Annotated in this window: 13 protein-coding genes; all 13 read right to left on the reverse strand. The window is 71.8% G+C overall.

What is annotated here, in order from left to right:
• Window positions 1-120: 120 nt before the first annotated feature.
• Window positions 121-1,476, reverse strand: coding sequence for a hypothetical protein (locus ACIQD7_RS15085; protein WP_402441894.1), 1,356 nt, complete (start codon window positions 1,474-1,476; stop codon window positions 121-123).
• 65 nt (window positions 1,477-1,541) lie between these two features.
• A complete protein-coding gene (locus tag ACIQD7_RS15090; RefSeq protein ID WP_402441896.1) occupies window positions 1,542-3,470 on the reverse strand; it encodes a TIGR03960 family B12-binding radical SAM protein in 1,929 nt (642 codons plus the stop codon).
• Window positions 3,471-3,567: 97 nt separating this feature from the next.
• Window positions 3,568-5,076 (reverse strand): CHAD domain-containing protein, encoded by a 1,509-nt coding sequence (locus ACIQD7_RS15095; protein WP_402441898.1) that lies wholly within the window; start codon window positions 5,074-5,076, stop codon window positions 3,568-3,570.
• A 60-nt stretch (window positions 5,077-5,136) separates the two neighbouring features.
• Complete coding sequence (rodA, locus tag ACIQD7_RS15100) at window positions 5,137-6,336, reverse strand: rod shape-determining protein RodA (RefSeq protein WP_402441900.1); 1,200 nt, start codon at window positions 6,334-6,336, stop codon at window positions 5,137-5,139.
• Window positions 6,337-6,340: 4 nt separating this feature from the next.
• On the reverse strand, window positions 6,341-8,548 hold the full coding sequence (mrdA, locus tag ACIQD7_RS15105) for a penicillin-binding protein 2 (protein ID WP_402441902.1): 2,208 nt from the start codon (window positions 8,546-8,548) through the stop codon (window positions 6,341-6,343).
• A 19-nt stretch (window positions 8,549-8,567) separates the two neighbouring features.
• Window positions 8,568-9,236, reverse strand: a complete 669-nt coding sequence (gene mreD, locus ACIQD7_RS15110) for a rod shape-determining protein MreD (RefSeq protein WP_402441903.1) — start codon at window positions 9,234-9,236, stop codon at window positions 8,568-8,570.
• Entirely contained in the window at window positions 9,233-10,243 is a 1,011-nt protein-coding gene (mreC, locus tag ACIQD7_RS15115) for a rod shape-determining protein MreC (protein WP_402441905.1), read from the reverse strand. The genes mreD and mreC overlap by 4 nt, the downstream gene beginning before the upstream one ends.
• A 119-nt stretch (window positions 10,244-10,362) precedes the next feature.
• Entirely contained in the window at window positions 10,363-11,382 is a 1,020-nt protein-coding gene (locus tag ACIQD7_RS15120; RefSeq protein ID WP_053645475.1) for a rod shape-determining protein, read from the reverse strand.
• 293 nt (window positions 11,383-11,675) lie between these two features.
• On the reverse strand, window positions 11,676-12,089 hold the full coding sequence (gene ndk / locus ACIQD7_RS15125) for a nucleoside-diphosphate kinase (protein WP_121830245.1): 414 nt from the start codon (window positions 12,087-12,089) through the stop codon (window positions 11,676-11,678).
• Between the two features lie 66 nt (window positions 12,090-12,155).
• Complete coding sequence (locus ACIQD7_RS15130; protein ID WP_121830246.1) at window positions 12,156-12,518, reverse strand: DUF4233 domain-containing protein; 363 nt, start codon at window positions 12,516-12,518, stop codon at window positions 12,156-12,158.
• Between the two features lie 5 nt (window positions 12,519-12,523).
• Window positions 12,524-14,032 carry a bifunctional folylpolyglutamate synthase/dihydrofolate synthase gene (locus tag ACIQD7_RS15135; protein ID WP_402441907.1) on the reverse strand — a complete coding sequence of 503 codons (1,509 nt, stop codon included), beginning with the start codon at window positions 14,030-14,032 and terminating at the stop codon, window positions 12,524-12,526.
• Between the two features lie 108 nt (window positions 14,033-14,140).
• Window positions 14,141-15,277, reverse strand: a complete 1,137-nt coding sequence (locus ACIQD7_RS15140) for a sensor histidine kinase (protein ID WP_402441908.1) — start codon at window positions 15,275-15,277, stop codon at window positions 14,141-14,143.
• 121 nt (window positions 15,278-15,398) lie between these two features.
• Window positions 15,399-18,020: a valine--tRNA ligase gene (locus ACIQD7_RS15145; protein ID WP_121830248.1), complete on the reverse strand. Its 2,622-nt coding sequence runs from the start codon at window positions 18,018-18,020 to the stop codon at window positions 15,399-15,401.
• Between the last annotated feature and the right edge of the window lie 71 nt (window positions 18,021-18,091).

Below are 18,091 nucleotides of genomic sequence, written 5' to 3' on the forward strand. Positions count from 1 at the left end.
CGGTGCGGGCGGCGGGCCTTCGGGCTGTCGCTTGCCCAGTGGTTCTTCTCCTCGTTGCGGGGCGGCGCGGGCGTGCGCCGTCCACGAGATGTGCGGGTCGCCTCGGGGGGTCCGCCCGGTTCACCCCCGCTTCCGCAGGGAGATCTCGGGGGCGGGCACCGCGCCGGAGACGTTCGTTGTACTACCCAGAGTACGCGCCCGGGCCGCCTCCGGTTCCCGGGGCTCGACCGGCCGGACCGAGCCGACGAGCGCGCGCCAGGCGTCCCGGCGGGCCTCCCGGACGGTGGCGCGGGCGGCGGCGAGCGCGTCCTTCGCGGCGCGTCCCGCCTCGACGGCGGCCCGGCGGGCCGGGGCCCAGACGCCGTCCCGCACCCAGCGCCCGGCCGGCCGGACGACGGACGCCCAGACCCGGGCGACGGGCCGCGCGACGAGATTGCGGCCGCACCACCGGAGACCCCACCAGATCCGGACCAGGGGCCGTCCGAGCAGGTTCCACGCGAGCCACTTGAGTCCCCGGCCGACGGCCCGCGACACGAATCCGGCGACCCGCCAGCAGAGGGCGAGCGCGTCCCGCACCTCCCGTCCGACGGGCGCGAGGACCCGGGTCCAGAGCCAGACGGCGGGAACGGCGATCCCGTACCGGACGACGGGCACGACCACGTACCGCCACAGCCCGACCCACGGCCACACGAACAGCGCCCGGCCCAGCCGGGGAAGGAACCACCCGAGACCCCGCCCGGCCTGCCGGAAGCACCGGCCAAGACCCTGTCCCAGCGGGGTGAGCACGTGCCGGCCGAGCCAGACGGCGGGGACGGCGATCCCGTACCGGAGCAGGGGGACCAGGACGTACCGGAAGAGCGCGACGAGGGGGACGAGGAGCAGCTTCTCCAGGAGGAAAAGGCTGCCGGTGCCGAGCGGGGAGAGGACCCGGCGGTACAGCCACGCGGCGGGGACGGCGATCCCGTATCGGGCGACCGGCACCAGCACGTACCGCCACAGCCCGACCCACGGCCACACGAACAGCGCCCGGCCGAGCCGGGGAAGGAACCACCCGAGCCCCTCCCCCGCCGCCGAGAGGCCCCGGAGCAGCCCCCGCCCGGCCGGGCGCAGGAGCGCGCGGTACAGCCACGCGGCCGGGACGGCGATCCCGTACCGGGCCACCGGCACGACCACGTACCGCCACAACCCGACCCACGGCCACACGAGCACCGCCCTGAGCAGCCACACCAGCCCGCGGCCCACCGGTGCGAGGACCTCTCGGCACAACCACTCCAGCCCCCGGCCCACCGGTGCGAGGACCTTCCGGTACAGCCACTCCAGGCCACGGCCCGTCGGGCGGAGCAGGGTCCGGTCGAGGAGGCGGCCCGTGGCGGCGAGAACGTCCCAGACCATGCGGACCGGCAGGACGACCACGAGCACGACGATCCGGACCGGGATGCGGATCAGCGCAGGTGACGTCGGGTGTTCCATGCTCATGCCGAACATGACGCGACGGCCCGGCGGAGGGTTCACCCCTCGCGCCGGGCCGTCGCCCGGGTGACCTACTTGACGACCGTCAGCGGCAGCAGCTTCTTGCCGGTCGGGCCGATCTGGATGTGCGTGTCCATCTGGGGGCAGACGCCGCAGTCGAAGCACGGCGTCCAGCGGCAGTCCTCGACCTCGGTCTCGTCGAGGGCGTCCTGCCAGTCCTCCCAGAGCCAGTCCTTGTCGAGGCCGGAGTCCAGGTGGTCCCAGGGCAGGACCTCCTCGTAGGTGCGCTCGCGGGTGGTGTACCAGGCGACGTCCACGCCGTACTCGGGGAGCGTCTTCTCGGCGCAGGCCATCCAGCGGTCGTACGAGAAGTGCTCGCGCCAGCCGTCGAAGCGGCCGCCGTCCTCGTACACGGCGCGGATGACGGCGCCGAGGCGCCGGTCGCCGCGCGAGAGGAGGCCCTCGACGATGCCGGGCTTGCCGTCGTGGTAGCGGAAGCCGATCGAGCGGCCGTACTTCTTGTCGCCGCGGATCTTGTCGCGGAGCTTGCGCAGGCGCTCGTCCGTCTCCTCGGCCGAGAGCTGCGGGGCCCACTGGAAGGGGGTGTGCGGCTTGGGCACGAAGCCGCCGATGGAGACGGTGCAGCGGATGTCGTTCTGGCCGGAGACCTTGCGGCCCTCGGCGATCACGTTCATCGCCATGTCGGCGATCTGGAGGACGTCCTCGTCGGTCTCCGTCGGCAGGCCGCACATGAAGTACAGCTTCACCTGGCGCCAGCCGTTGCCGTACGCGGTGGAGACGGTCCGGATGAGGTCCTCCTCCGAGACCATCTTGTTGATGACCTTGCGCATCCGCTCGGAGCCGCCCTCGGGGGCGAAGGTCAGGCCGGAGCGGCGGCCGTTCCTGGTCAGCTCGTTGGCCAGGTCGACGTTGAAGGCGTCCACGCGGGTCGAGGGGAGGGACAGGCCCACCTTGTCCTCGGTGTAGCGGTCCGCGAGGCCCTTGGCGATCTCGCCGATCTCGGTGTGGTCCGCCGAGGAGAGGGAGAGGAGGCCGACCTCCTCGAAGCCCGTCGCCTTGAGGCCCTTCTCGACCATCTCGCCGATGCCGGTGATGCTTCGCTCCCGCACGGGGCGCGTGATCATGCCGGCCTGGCAGAAGCGGCAGCCGCGGGTGCAGCCGCGGAAGATCTCGACGGACATGCGCTCGTGGACGGTCTCCGCGAGCGGGACGAGGGGCTGCTTGGGGTACGGCCACTCGTCGAGGTCCATGACGGTGTGCTTGGAGACGCGCCACGGCACGCCGGACCGGTTGGGCACGACGCGGCCGATGCGGCCGTCCAGGAGGTACTCGACGTCGTAGAAGCGCGGGACGTAGATGTTGCCGGTCCTCGCGAGGCGGAAGAGGAGCTCTTCGCGGCCGCCCGGCCTGCCCTCCGCCTTCCAGGCGCGGATGATCGCGGTCATGTCGAGGACGGCCTGCTCGCCGTCGCCGATGACCGCCGCGTCGATGAACTCCGCGATCGGCTCGGGGTTGAAGGCGGCGTGGCCGCCGGCGAGGACGACGGGGTGGTCGACCGTGCGGTCCTTCGCCTCCAGCGGGATGCCCGCGAGGTCCAGCGCGGTGAGCATGTTGGTGTAGCCCAGCTCCGTGGAGAAGGACAGGCCGAACACGTCGAAGGCACCGACCGGGCGGTGGCTGTCGACCGTGAACTGCGGCACCTTGTGCTCGCGCATCAGCTCTTCGAGGTCCGGCCACACGCTGTAGGTGCGCTCGGCGAGGACGCCCTCGCGCTCGTTGAGTACCTCGTAGAGGATCATGACGCCCTGGTTGGGCAGGCCGACCTCGTACGCGTCCGGGTACATCAGCGCCCAGCGGACGTCGCACTCGTCCCAGGGCTTGACCGTGGAGTTCAGCTCTCCGCCGACGTACTGGATCGGCTTCTGCACGTGCGGGAGCAGGGCTTCGAGCTGCGGGAAGACAGACTCGGCAGCAGACATCTCGAACCTTCGTGAGCGGGCAGGGGGGCGACTCTCAAGCGTACCCCGGTGCCCGGCGGCCCCGAGCCGCCCCGGGCCGCCCCGGGCCGCCCCGGGCTCAGCGGGAGGCGGCCCGTGCCCAGACCTCCGGCAGTCCGCGCTCGGCCGCGTCCGCCGCCGCCTCCTCCCTGCCGTACAGGAGTCCCCAGGTGAAGGCGGTCTCGCCGGCCGCGTGGGCCTGGGCGGCGAGGTCGCGGAGGGTGGCGCGGGCGACCACGCCGTCCTGGTGTTCGCCGAGCAGGGACTGCACCTTCTTCACACGTTTGGAGAGTTTCCTCGCGGACTTCCCAAGGGTGGGGCGGGCCGCGTCGGCGGCGTAGCGGGCGCGCTTGGCGGCCTTGCGGGCCTCGTGGAGGGCGAGGTCGCGCTCGTGGCCGGGAGCGAGGGAGAGGGCCCGGTCGACGCGGGCGGCGAGCCGGGCGCGGTCCTTGCGGACGGCGCGGGCGAGGACCTCGGCGGCGTCCCGGGAGGCGGCCTTCCGCAGGGGCGGGTCGGCGAGCAGGGCGTCGAGCCGGTCGAGGAGGGCGAGGTACCGGTCGGAGTCGAGGGCGGCGAGGGCCCTGCGGCGGGCCGCCTTGGTGCGGGCGGCGTCCCAGACCCGCAGCCGGGCCTTCACGGGGCCGCGGCGCAGGGGCCGGGGGACGTCGTCGAGCCGGGCGCGGAGGCGGGCGGCGAGCACCTCCTGGTCGCGGGCGACGCCCAGCTCGCCCGCGAGCCACTTGAGTTCGGCGCCGAGGGGGCCGGTGGCCCTCCGGTCGAGGACGGAGCGGTACGTCTTGAGGGCGCTGCGCAGGCGGCGGCAGGCGACGCGGAGCTGGTGCACGGCGTCGGGCAGGTCGCGGCGGACGGCGGGGTCGAGCGCGACGATCGCCTCGGCCTGTTTCCGTACGTAGGCGAGGACGGCGGCTCCGGCGGTGCCGGGCGCGGCAGGCGGCGGGGCGTCGGGGCGGTCGTCGGGGCCGTGGTCCTCCGGGGCCGTCTCCGCGAGGGCCCTGGCGAGTTTGGAGGGGGCGTGCGCGGGGCGGACGCCGGCCTTCCGCAGGCGCTTCTCGACGGCGTCGAGGATGCCGGGGTCCGCGTCGTCGGCGGCCTCGACCTCGATCTCGGTCCAGGAGGTCCGGGGGCCTCCCGGCAGGCGCCGGGCGCGGACGGTGTCGACGGAGAGTTCGGCGAGGAGGCCGCCGTCGGCGTCGAGGAGGCGGCGGACGTCACGGGCGGAACGGAGCCGGACGACGGGCACGACCTCGCCGCCGCGGACGCGGGAGCGCAGCAGGGCGGCCAGGTCGGGCGGGAGGGCGTCGGAGAGCGGGGCGCGGATCTCGTCGCGGACGCCGACGGCGACGGGGAACTTCAGGTGCCAGCCCTCGTCGGAGCCGCCGGTGCGGCGGCGCAGGGTGATCGAGTCGGCGGCCAGGCGCAGGTCGGGGGTGTCGTGGTAGGTGGCGTCGAGTTCCACGACGCCGTCGTCGACGACGGTCGCGACGTCCGGGACCCGGGTGAGGTCCGGGACGCCGCTTCCCGTCGTGGCTTCGTACTTCCGCTCGATCTCGCGCTTCGTCTCGGCCATACCCCGCATCTAACCGCCGGCGGGCCCGCGTACTCGGGCGAACGGGCGGAAAGGCCGGTATCAGGCCGTCATCGGGCGCTGGACGCGGATCGACTGGAGGAGTCCGATCGCCACCCACACCGCGAACATCGACGAGCCGCCGTACGAGACGAACGGCAGGGGCAGGCCCGCGACCGGCATGATGCCGAGGGTCATGCCGATGTTCTCAAAGGCCTGGAAGGCGAACCAGGCGATGATCCCGGCGGCGACGATCGTGCCGTAGAGCTCGGTGGTCTCGCGAGCGATGCGGCAGGCGCGCCAGAGGACGATCCCGAGCAGGACGAGGATGAGGCCGGCGCCGACGAAGCCCAGCTCCTCCCCCGCGACGGTGAAGATGAAGTCGGTCTGCTGCTCGGGCACGAACTGGCCGCTGGTCTGGTGCCCCTTGAAGAGGCCGGTGCCGTAGAGGCCGCCGGAGCCGATGGCGATGCGGGCCTGGTTGGTGTTGTAGCCGACGCCCGCCGGGTCGAGGTCGGGGTTGGCGAAGGCCGCGAAGCGGTTGATCTGGTACTCGTCGAGCATCCCGAGCGCGGTGACGAGGAACGCGCCGAGGACGCCCGCGCCGATCAGGCCGAGGACCCAGCGGTTGGACGCGCCGGAGGCGAGCAGCACGCCGAGGACGATGACCGCCATCACCATGACCGAGCCGAGGTCGGGCATCAGCATGACGATGCCCATGGGCAGGGCGGCGAGGACGAGGGCCTTGGCGACGGTCCCGTGGTCGGGGTGCAGCTGGTCCCCTGCGTCGACCTTGGCCGCGAGCAGCATCGCCATGATCAGGATGATCGTGATCTTGACGAACTCGCTGGGCTGGAGGGAGAAGCCGCCGCCGATCACGATCCACGCGTGGGCGCCGTTGATGGTGGCGCCGAGCGGGGTGAGGACGGCGAGGATCAGCAGGATCGAGATGCCGTAGAGGACCGGCACCGCGCCGCGCAGGGTGCGGTGGCCGAGCCAGATCGTGCCGACCATCAGGGCGAGGCCGATGCCGGTGTTGAGGAGGTGCCGGAAGAGGAAGTAGTACGGGTCTCCCTGGTTGAGCTGGGTGCGGCCCCGGGTGGCCGACCAGACGAGCAGGGAGCCGAGCAGGGAGAGGGCGAGCGCCGAGAGCAGCATCGGCCAGTCGAGGCGGCGCAGCACGGAGTCGCGGGCGGTGAGCTTCAGGAGCGGCCCGCGCCGGGGGGCGTAGCGGGAGACGGAGAAGCTGGTGCGGGTCGTCATCGGGTCAGTCCCTCCGGCCGGGCGGCGGCCCCGCCAGGGGCGGCTGTCCGTCGTTCTCTCCCGTGGGCTCGCCGTCCCCCGCGGGGACGGGCTTCTGTGCCGCGGGGTCGTACGGCTTGATCGCGGGGGCGTCGATGGTGCCGTAGCGGTTGATCTTCGGCAGGGCCTTCTGCGGCTGGGGCAGCAGGGCCCGCTTGAGGTCCTGGTTGCCCTCGTCGTCGAGGCCGTAGAGGGCGTCGTAGATGTTGCGCACGGCGGGGCCGGAGGCGCCGGAGCCGGTGCCGCCCTGGGAGATCGTCATGACGATGGTGAAGTCGTCGGTGTAGGTGGCCAGCCAGGAGGTGGTCTGCTTGCCGTACACCTGGGCGGTGCCGGTCTTGGCCCGCATCGGGATCTTGTCCTGGGGCCAGCCGCCGAACCGCCAGGCGGCGGTGCCGCCGGGCTCGACGACGGAGCGCAGGCCCTTGTCGAGGTCGCCGATGGTCCGGGCGTTGACCGGGAGCTTGCCGTGGGAGGTGGGCTTGATCTCGCGGACGCTCTTGCCGTCGGGGCTGATGACGGCCTTGCCGACGGTGGGGTCGTAGAGGGTGCCGCCGTTGGAGATGGCGGCGTAGATGGTGGCCATCTGGATGGGGGTGACGAGGACGTCGCCCTGGCCGATGGCGAAGTTGATGCTGTCGTAGGCCTTCAGCTGGTTGCCTTCGAGGCAGCTCTCGTAGGCGATCTGCTGGACGTAGGTGCCGCCCTTCTTGCCCTGCTTGCACCAGACGTCCTTGTTGGCCGCCCAGAAGTCCTGCTTCCACTTGCGGTCGGGGACGCGGCCGGTGACCTCGTTCGGCAGGTCGATGCCGGTCTCGGCGCCGAGCCCGAAGTCGCGGGCGGTGCGGTAGAACCAGTCCTTCGCGTCCTTCTTGGGCGTGATGCCGCCGTCGCGCTGCCACTCCTGGTGCCCGAGGGCGTAGAAGACGGTGTTGCAGGAGTACTTGAGGGCCTCGCCGAGGGTGATGGGGCCGTGCCCCTGGGACTCGAAGTTGGCGAAGCTGCGGCTGCCGAGGCTGTACGAGCTGCTGCAGTTGTACTTGTCGTTGAAGTCGTGGCCGGCCCGCACGGCGGCGCTCGCCGAGATCACCTTGAAGATGGAGCCGGCGGCGGCCTGGCCCTGGATGGCGCGGTTGAGCAGCGGGTAGTTGGAGGCCTTGCTGGTCAGGGTGGAGTAGTCCTTGGCGGAGATGCCGCCGACCCAGGCGTTGGGGTCGTAGTCGGGCTGGGAGGCCATCGCGACGACGCGGCCGGTCTTGGTCTCCATGACGACGACGGCGCCCGCGTCGGCCTCGTACTTCCGGCCGGTGATCTTGTCGGTCTCCTTCCGGACCTCCTTCATCGCCGCCTGGAGCTCGTACTCGGCGACGGCCTGCACGCGGGCGTCGATGCTGGTGACGAGGGTGGAGCCGGCCACCCCGGGGTCGGCCTTGGCCTGGCCCATGACGCGGCCGAGGTTGTCGACCTCGTAGCGGGTCACGCCCGCCTTGCCCCGCAGCTCCTTGTCGTAGGTGCGCTCGATGCCGGAGCGGCCGACCTGGTCGGAGCGGAGGAACGGCGAGTCGGTGTCCTTGGCCTTCTCGATCTCGGAGTCGGTGACGGGCGAGAGGTAGCCGAGGACCTGCGCGGTGCGGGCCTTGCCCGGGGCCGGGTAGCGGCGGACGGCGGTGGGCTCGGCGGTGATGCCGGGGAAGTCCTCGGAGCTCTCGCGGATCGTCAGCGCCTGCTGGGTGGTGGCCTCGTCCGTGACCGGGATCGGCTGGTACGGGGAGCCGTTCCAGCAGGGCTTGGGGGTCTTGGAGTCGCAGAGGCGGATCGCGTTGACGACGTCCTCGGGCTTCATCCCGAGGACCCCGGCGAGCCGGGTGAGGACGGCCTTGCCGTCGTCCTTCATCTTCATCAGCTCGGTGCGGGACGCGGAGACCACGAGCCGGGTCTCGTTGTCGGCGAGCGGGACGCCGCGGGCGTCCAGGATCGAGCCGCGGACGGCGGGCTGGACGACCTGCTGGACGTGGTTGTTCTTGGCCTCGTCCGTGTACTCCTTGCCGTTGCGGATCTGGAGGTACCAGAGCCGTCCCCCCAGGGTGAGGAGCAGGGAGAAGACGAGGATCTGGATGACGACGAGCCGGATCTGGACCCGGGGGGTCCGGCCGGTCTCGGGGATGTTGCTCATGCTGCCGTGGCCCCCTCGTTCACAGTCGCTTGACTCCCTTGATGCGTCCGGCCCGTGCGGCCCGGTTCCGGGCGGCCTTCACGCGCAGGCCGCCGCGCTGGGCACCGATGCTCAGGCCGGTGCCGGAGGCGAGCCAGCCGGAGGCGACGTCGGTGCCGGCTCCCCCGCCGGCGTCGGCGAGCGGATCGTTCTCGGCGCGGCGGGCCAGGGCCATGACGAGCGGCACCACGAAGGGCGCGAGGAGCAGGTCGTAGAGGGCCGCGGTGAACAGCAGGAAGCCCAGGCCGACGTGGCGGGCGGCGGTGTCGCCGACGAGGGCGCCGACGCCCGCGTAGAGGAGCGTGGAGCCGACGGCCGCGGCGACGACGACGGCCATGGGGCCGGCCGCGGAGGTCAGCCGGCCGTTCTCCGGGCGGGCCAGGCCGACGAGGTAGCCGATGACGCAGAGCACGAGGGCGTAGCGGCCGGCGGCGTGGTCGGCGGGCGGGGCCAGGTCGGCGAGGAGTCCGGCGGTGAAGCCGATGAGGGCACCGCTGACGTGTCCGTAGACGAGGGCGAGGCCGACGACGGTGAGGAGGACGAGGTCGGGGACGGCGCCGGGGAGCTGGAGGCGGGCGAGGACGGAGACCTGGACGACCAGGGCGACCGCGATCAGGGCGGCGGAGAGGAGGATCCGGTTGAACTTCACGGTGTCGTGTCCCCCTGGTTCTGGTTCTGCCCGGCCTGGTTCTGACCCTGGTTCTGGTCCTGTCCGGCTTGGTTCTGGTCCTGTCCCGTCTGTTGTCCGTCCGCCGGTTTCGGCGTGACGGTGACGGTGACGGTCGGCGCGGGCTTCGGCTTCTGCGGCAGGACCGCGTCGCGCGGGTCGGAGCGCGGGGCCTGGACGACGACGCCGACGATGTCGAGCTTGGTGAAGCCGACGTACGGGCGGACGTAGACGTTGCGGGTCAGGCCGCCGCCCGCCGGGTCGACGCGGACGATCTCGCCGACCGGGACGCCGGGCACGAAGGGCTTGTCGGCGCGCGAGCCGAAGGTGACGAGCCGGTCGCCGGGCTTGACCTTGGCCTTGCCGTTGAGGAGCTGGACGCGCAGCGGGCTGTTGCCCTGGCCGGTGGCGAAGCCGAGCTCGTCGCTCTTCTCCATGCGGGTGCCGACGGTGAAGTCGGGGTCGTTGGCGAGGAGGACCGTGGAGGTGGAGGGGCCGACGGTGGTGACGCGGCCGACGAGTCCGGCGCCGTTGAGCACCGTCATGTCCCGGCGGATGCCGTCGCGGGCGCCGACGTCGATGGTGACGGTCCAGGAGAAGCCCTGGGCCGCTCCTATGGCGACGACCTGGGCGCCCTTGATGCCGTACTGGCCGGCTCCGGCGGTCTTGAGCAGGGTGTCGAGCTCGTTCAGCCGGTTGCGGTTGCGGTCGTCGCTGCCGAGCTTCGCCTTGAGCTCGGCGTTCTCCTTCTCCAGGGCGGCGAGCCGGGTGTGCCGCTCGCCGGAGTCCCGTACCGCGCCTATGGCGTTGCCTACGGGGTCGACGGCGGCGGCCACACCGTTCTCGACCGGCCCGAAGACCGCCGCCGCGGCCTGCCGGGCACCGTCGACGGGTGACTCCTGGCCGCCGCGGATGTCCACCGTGATCAGTGCGAACGCGATGGCGATCAGCAGTACCAGGAGCAGCCGGCTCTCTCGTGTGTCCCTCACGTGCGGCGGCCGTGCCTTTCCTCGTGGTTCGTCTGTTCCGTTGTTCCGTGGTGCACCGGGTGTGCCGGGGGGCCGGGGTTCGGTGCGGTAGTTCTACCGCACCGGCCCGGTCCGTGGTGCTAGCGGCGCGGCTGCGCGTCGAGGACCTGCTGGAGGGCCTCGAACTCCTCGACGCACTTGCCGGAGCCGAGCGCCACCGAGTCCAGCGGGTCCTCGGCGATGTGGATCGGCATACCGGTCTCGTGGCGGAGGCGCTCGTCGAGGCCGCGCAGCAGGGCGCCGCCACCGGTGAGAACGATGCCGCGGTCCATGACGTCACCGGAGAGCTCCGGCGGGCACTTGTCGAGGGTGGTCTTCACCGCGTCGACGATGGCGTTGACCGGCTCCTCGATGGCCTTGCGGACCTCGGCGGCGGAGATGACCACGGTCTTGGGCAGACCGGAGACGAGGTCGCGGCCGCGGATCTCGGTGTGCTCGTCCTTCTCCAGGTCGTAGGCGGAGCCGATGGTGATCTTGATCTGCTCGGCCGTGCGCTCACCGAGGAGGAGCGAGTACTCCTTCTTGATGTGCTGGATGATCGCGTTGTCCAGCTCGTCGCCGGCCACCCGGATGGACTGTGCCGTGACGATTCCGCCGAGGGAGATGACGGCGACCTCGGTGGTGCCGCCGCCGATGTCCACGACCATGTTGCCGGTGGCCTCGTGGACGGGGAGGCCCGAGCCGATGGCCGCCGCCATGGGCTCCTCGATGATGTGCACCTGGCGGGCGCCGGCCTGGGTCGAGGCCTCGATGACGGCGCGGCGCTCGACTCCGGTGATGCCGGAGGGCACGCAGACGACGACCCGGGGGCGGGCCAGGTAGCGGCGCTTGTGGATCTTGAGGATGAAGTAGCGGAGCATCCGCTCGGTGATCTCGAAGTCGGCGATGACGCCGTCCTTGAGGGGGCGGACGGCGACGATGTTGCCGGGGGTCCGGCCGATCATCTTCTTCGCCTCGGCGCCGACCGCGAGGATGCCGCCGGTGTTGGTGTTGATGGCGACGACGGACGGCTCGTTCAGAACGATGCCTCGACCCCTGACGTACACCAGCGTGTTGGCGGTCCCGAGGTCGACAGCCATGTCACGGCCGATGAACGACATTGAGTTCCCCTTGATTTCCCATGGCTGAGAGGTGGTGCGGCGTGGAGTTTTCCATCGTAGTGCTGCCCGCCGGGATGCCGCGCGGTGGTCCGCCTCTGTACAGGTGACGGCAGGATGCGGCGATCCGTTCCCGGGATTGTCGTTCATATACCCGGGGGCGACCGAAATTCCTTCGGTCGCCCCAGCGGGATGGTGCGTTCGGCTGACGCCGGATCAAACGGGGCCCGGGTCGGACGGGTCGTGGGTCGGACGGGTCTTGGGTGAGACGGGTCTTGGGCCGAACGGGACCCGGATCAGACGAGGCCCGGGAAGAAGATCTTCAGTTCGCGGAGCGCCGACTCCTCGGAGTCCGAGGCGTGGATCAGGTTCTCACGGACGATGGTGCCGAAGTCGCCCCGGATGGAGCCCGGCGCGGCGGCGATCGGGTCGGTCGGGCCGGCGAGCTGCCGGACGCCCTCGATGACCCGCTCGCCCTCGACCACGAGCGCGACGACGGGGCCGGAGGACATGAAGCCCATCAGCGGCTCGTAGAAGGGCTTGCCCTTGTGCTCGCCGTAGTGCTGCTCCAGCGTCTCCTGGTCCAGCTCGCGCAGCTCCAGGGCCGCGAGCGTCCAGCCGGCCTTGCGCTCGATGCGGCCGATGATCTCGCCGACCAGGCCGCGGCGGACGGCGTCGGGCTTGAGCAGGACGAGCGTGCGCTGGCTCACGGGAGGACTCCTTCGGGAAAAGCGGTGTGCGGGCCTCCGAGGCTACAGGGCCCGCACGTGCCCCGATTACGCAGCGTCAGGCTCTGCCGGGCCCTGGGCGTTCTGCGCGGCCCAGCGGGCCTTGACCGCGTCGACCTGCCGGCCGTAGTGCACGGAGGCCCACCACAGGGCGGCGAAGGCCGCGCCGAGGAAGAACATGACCGGGACGAAGAAGCCGCTGGCGATCAGGCCGAGCTGGAGCGCCCAGCCGAGCTGGACGCCGCCGGGCCGGGTGACCATCCCGCACAGCAGCACCGAGAAGACCATCCCGATCCCGCAGACCCACCAGACGGTGGACATCGCCAGGGTGTCGTCCTTCATGGCGACGAGCCCGGCGAAGCCGATGACGAAGAACTCGCCGATGAGCGTCGAGGAACAGAGCGTGCGCATGGGATTCAGCCCCTCCGGAGCAGCAGCCGGGCGTCGCCGACCGTGAAGATCGAACCGGTCACGAGGACGCCCGCGCCGCCGTACTCGGCCTCTTCCTCCGCGAGGGTGATGGCCGCCTCGATGGCGTCGGGCAGCCGGGGCTCGACGACGACCCGGTCCTCGCCGAAGACCTCGACCGCGATCGCGGCGAGCGCGTCCACGTCGGTGGCCCGCGGGTTGGAGTTCGTGGTGATCACGACCTCCGCGAGGATCGGCTCGAAGGCCTCCAGGACCCCCTTGGCGTCCTTGTCGGCGCTGGTGGAGAGCACGCCGACGAGCCGGGAGAAGCCGAAGGCCTCGCTGATGCCCTCGGCGGTGGCCCTCGCTCCGTGCGGGTTGTGCGCGGCGTCCAGGACGACCGTCGGGGAGGAGCGGACGATCTCCAGGCGGCCGGGCGAGGCCACCCGCGCGAACGCCTGGCGGACCGTGTCCACGTCCAGGGTGCGGGCGTGCTGCGCGCCGATGCCGAAGAAGGCCTCGACGGCGGCGAGCGCCACGGCCGCGTTGTGCGCCTGGTAGGCGCCGTGCAGCGGCAGGAAGACCTCGTCGTACTCGCCGCCGAGTCCGCGCAGGGTGAGGAGCTGGCCGCCGACCGCGACCTCGCGGGAGGTGACGCCGAACTCCATGCCCTCCCGGGCCACGGTGGCGTCGGCCTCGACGGCCTTCTTCAGGAGGACCTGGGCGGCGTCGACCGGCTGCTGGGCCAGGATGACGGTCGCGCCGGGCTTGATGATCCCGGACTTCTCGGCCGCGATCTCGGCGGGGGTCTCGCCCAGCCGGTCGGTGTGGTCGAGGTCGATGGGGGTGACGACGGCGACGGAGGCGTCGATGACATTGGTGGCGTCCCAGGTGCCGCCCATGCCGACCTCGACCACGGCCACGTCGACCGGGGCGTCGGCGAAGGCCGCGTACGCCATGCCGGTGAGGACCTCGAAGAAGGAGAGCCGGTACTCCTCGCGGGCGTCGACCAGGTCCACGTACGGGGCGATGTCCCGGTACGTCTCGATGAACCGCTCGGCGGAGATCGGGGCGCCGTCGAGGCTGATCCGCTCGGTGATGGTCTGCACGTGCGGCGAGGTGTACCGGCCGGTGCGCAGCTCGAAGGCGCCGAGCAGGGCCTCGATCATGCGGGCCGTCGACGTCTTGCCGTTGGTGCCGGTGATGTGGATGGTCGGGTACGCGCGCTGCGGCTCGCCGAGGACGTCCATCAGGGCCGCGATCCGGGTGACCGAGGGCTCCAGCTTGGTCTCGCCCCAGCGGGTGGACAGCTCGGTCTCGACCTCGCGCAGCGCCTTGTCGAGCTCCGGGTCCTCGGGGCGGCTCGGCACGGGGTCGCCCTGGGGCGGCCCGGCCTGGGCGCGCAGGGTACGGCTGCCGGCCTCGATCACCGCCAGGTCGGGATCACGGGTGGTCTCGTTGTCGACGATCTCGTCGAAGGCGTCGGGCGTGTCGGACGGGTCGCGGGGCTCACTCACGGAGCCAGTCTACGGAGAGCCGCGCCGGCCGCTTTACGGACCTGCCCATCGGGCTCCGGGCGGGGGGAGGGCTCCGGCGCGGGCGGGCGGAGGAGCCGCGCGGGTCGGCTAGCGCAACAACCCCGTCGGAAGCGTTGCCCGCACCACGTACTCCCCCGCCTCCGGCCCCGCCGTCAGCGTGCCGCCCATGCTGGTGACCCGTTCCTCCATGGAGAGCAGGCCGGTGCCGGCCGAGACGGGGGCCCGGTCCGGCGGCGCGAACGGCAGCGGGTTGCGGACCTCGATCCGCAGGTCGGTCCCCTCCACCGCGATCACGGCCGTCACGGGCAGGCCGGGCGCGTGCTTGGCCGCGTTCGTCAGGCACTCCCGGACCACCCGGTGGACGGCCGTCTGCCGGAGCGGGGACAGCGCCTTCGCCTCCTCGGCGACCGTCAGCTCCACGGGGCAGCCCATCCGCCCGCTCTCCCGGGCGAGGACGGCCAGCCCGTCGAGGCCGGTGGTGGCCGGGTCCCGGTCGGCGCGCCGCACGATCGTCTCGTTGAGCATCCGGTGGGCGCGCCGGGCGGTGTCCGCCAGTTCCTCGAAGTCCTGCCGGTGGGCCTCGCCCCGGGCCCGCGCGGCGAGCACCTCGGCCCGGACCGCGAGGACGGTGAGCTCGCGGCCGACCAGGTCGTGGACGTCCCGGCCGACGGAGATCCGCTCCTCCTGGACGGCCTGCCGGGCGGCGGCCTCGCGCCGCTCGGTCTCCAGGGCGCGGACGAGGTCGTGGCGGTACGCGGCGATGCCGACGCCCGCCGCGAGGACGCCGATCGGGACGACGACGCTCAGGAAGTCGCTCAGGGTGTAGCCGTGGAGGTGCCGGCCGGGCGTCTGGAAGAGGGCGTACGCGACGGCGACGTACAGCACGGTCGCGGCGACGGCGGCCCGCCGACCCCGGAACCGGCCGATCGAGTACAGCGCGAACTGGACCATGGTCAGCTCGTGCAGCCAGCCCATCAGGGCGAGCGCCACCAGGTACGGGAGCCACGGCAGCCGGCGCCGGAGGACCAGCGTGGCCGCGCCGGCCGCCAGGACCAGGGTCGCGGTGACGCCGGTGAGGGAGTTGTCCTCGCGGGCGAGGCCCGGCACGTCCAGGACCATGAGGCCGAAGGCGCTGAGCGCGGCGACGGCGTCGAGGGCGCGGGGCGAGCCCGTCCACCGCTCCGCGCGACGGCGCAGCGCGGGGACGGCGGGGAGACGGACCATGCCTTCCATCATCCAGGGTCCCGGGCCCCGTCTCCTGCGGGCCGGGCACTCGGCCCACCCGTACGGGAAGGGCCCGGAACCGAGCGATCGGTTCCGGGCCCTCCGTAAGTGACTTGCGGAACTAGGCCTGCGGCAGGTTCGCCAGCTGGGCCTGGATGCGGGCGATGTCCTCGTCCGCCTTGGCGAGGCGGGTGCGGATCTTCTCGACCACGTTGTCCGGGGCCTTCGCCAGGAACGCCTCGTTGCCCAGCTTGCCGTTCGCCTGGGCCTTCTCCTTCTCGGCCGCCGCGAGGTCCTTCGTGAGGCGCTTGCGCTCCGCCTCCACGTCGATCGTGCCCGACAGGTCGAGCGCGACGGTGGCCCCGGCGACCGGCAGGGAGGCGGTGGCGGAGAAGCCCTCGCCCTCCGGCTGGAGGCGGAGCAGCTGACGGATCGCGGCTTCGTGCGCGGCGAGCGCGGTGCCGCCGAGCTCCAGTCGGGCCGGGACCTTCTGGCCGGGCTGGAGGCCCTGGTCGGCGCGGAAGCGGCGGACCTCGGTGACGACCTGCTGGAGGTTCTCGATCTCCGCCTCGGCGGCCGCGTCCCGGAAGCCCGAGTCCTCCGGCCAGTCGGCGATCACGACGGACTCGCGCCCGGTCAGCGTGGTCCACAGGGCCTCGGTGACGAACGGGACGATCGGGTGCAGCAGCCGCAGCATGACGTCCAGGACCTCGCCGAGGACCCGGCCGGAGACCTTGGCCTGCTCGCCGCCCGCGAAGAACGTCGTCTTCGACAGCTCGACGTACCAGTCGAAGACCTCGTCCCACGCGAAGTGGTAGAGCGCGTCGCTGAGCTTCGCGAACTGGTAGTCCTCGTAGAGCGCGTCGACCTGCGCCACCGTCGCGTTGAGACGGGACAGGATCCAGCGGTCGGTCGCGGACATCTCCGAGGCGTCCGGCAGCGGGCCCTCGATCGTCGCGCCGTTCATCAGCGCGAAGCGGGTCGCGTTCCAGATCTTGTTGGCGAAGTTCCGGGACGCCTTGACCCAGTCCTCGCCGATCGGGACGTCGACGCCCGGGTTGGCGCCGTTGGCCAGGGTGAAGCGGACGGCGTCGGAGCCGTACTCGTCCATCCAGTCCAGCGGGTTGACCACGTTGCCGAAGGACTTCGACATCTTCTTGCCGTTCTGGTCACGGACCATGCCGTGCAGGGCGATGGTGTGGAACGGCGGGGTGCCGTCCATCGCGTACAGACCGAACATCATCATCCGGGCGACCCAGAAGAAGAGGATGTCGTAGCCGGTGACCAGGACGGAGTTCGGATAGAACTTCTCCAGGCTCTCGGTCCGCTCCGGCCAGCCGAGCGTGGAGAACGGCCACAGGCCGGAGGAGAACCAGGTGTCCAGGACGTCGGTGTCCTGGTGCCAGCCCTCGCCGGTCGGCGGCTGCTCGTCGGGTCCGACGCAGACGACCTCGCCGTCCGGGCCGTACCAGACGGGGATGCGGTGGCCCCACCACAGCTGGCGCGAGATGCACCAGTCGTGCAGGTTGTCGACCCAGTCGAAGTACCGCTTCTCCATCTCCTGCGGGTGGATCTTGACCTTGCCGTCGCGGACCGCGTCGCCTGCGGCCTTCGCCAGCGGGCCGACCTTGACCCACCACTGCATCGACAGGCGCGGCTCGATGGTGGTCTTGCAGCGCGAGCAGTGGCCGACGGAGTGGACGTACGGACGCTTCTCGGCGACGATCCGGCCCTCGGCGCGCAGCGCGGCGACGATGGCGGAGCGGGCCTCCAGGCGGTCCAGGCCCTGGAAGGGGCCGTGCGCGGTGATGACCGCGCGCTCGTCCATGACGGCGAGGTTCGGCAGGCCGTGGCGCTGACCGATCTCGAAGTCGTTCGGGTCGTGCGCCGGGGTCACCTTGACGGCGCCGGTGCCGAACTCGGGGTCGACGTGCTCGTCGGCGACGACCGGGATGCGGCGGCCGGTCAGCGGCAGCTCGATCTCGGTGCCGACGAGGTGCTTGTAGCGCTCGTCGTCCGGGTGGACGGCGACGGCGGTGTCGCCGAGCATCGTCTCGGCGCGGGTGGTGGCGACGACGATCTCCGCGTCACCGGAGCCGTACCGGATGGAGACGAGCTCGCCGTCGTCGTCCTGGTACTCCACCTCGATGTCCGAGATGGCGGTCAGGCAGCGCGGACACCAGTTGATGATGCGCTCGGCGCGGTAGATCAGCTCGTCGTCGTAGAGCTTCTTGAAGATGGTCTGGACGGCCTGGGACAGGCCCTCGTCCATGGTGAACCGCTCGCGGGACCAGGCGACGCCGTCGCCCAGGCGCTTCATCTGGCCGGAGATCTGGCCCCCGGACTCGGCCTTCCACTGCCAGACGCGCTCGACGAACGCCTCGCGGCCCAGGTCGTGGCGGGACTTGCCCTCCTTGGCGAGCTCGCGCTCGACGACGTTCTGGGTGGCGATGCCGGCGTGGTCCATGCCCGGCTGCCACAGCGTCTCGTAGCCCTGCATCCGCTTGCGGCGGGTGAGGGCGTCGATCAGCGTGTGCTCGAAGGCGTGGCCCAGGTGGAGCGATCCGGTGACGTTCGGCGGCGGAATGACGATCGTGTACGGCGGCTTCTCGCTCTTCGCGTCCGCCTCGAAGTACCCGCGCTCCACCCAGCGCTCGTACAGCGGCCCCTCTACCTCGGCCGGCGCGTACTGGGTCGGCAGTTCGGTGGTGGGCGCTGTCTGCTGCTGAGTGTTCTCGGTCACGGGGCCAGTTTAGAGGTGTCGCGACCCTGTACTGAAACGCTTTGGTTCGGTAACGGTGTGGCCCCCGCCGC

The organism is Streptomyces sp. NPDC093071 (assembly GCF_044754545.1).
Classification (GTDB): Bacteria; Actinomycetota; Actinomycetes; order Streptomycetales; family Streptomycetaceae; genus Streptomyces.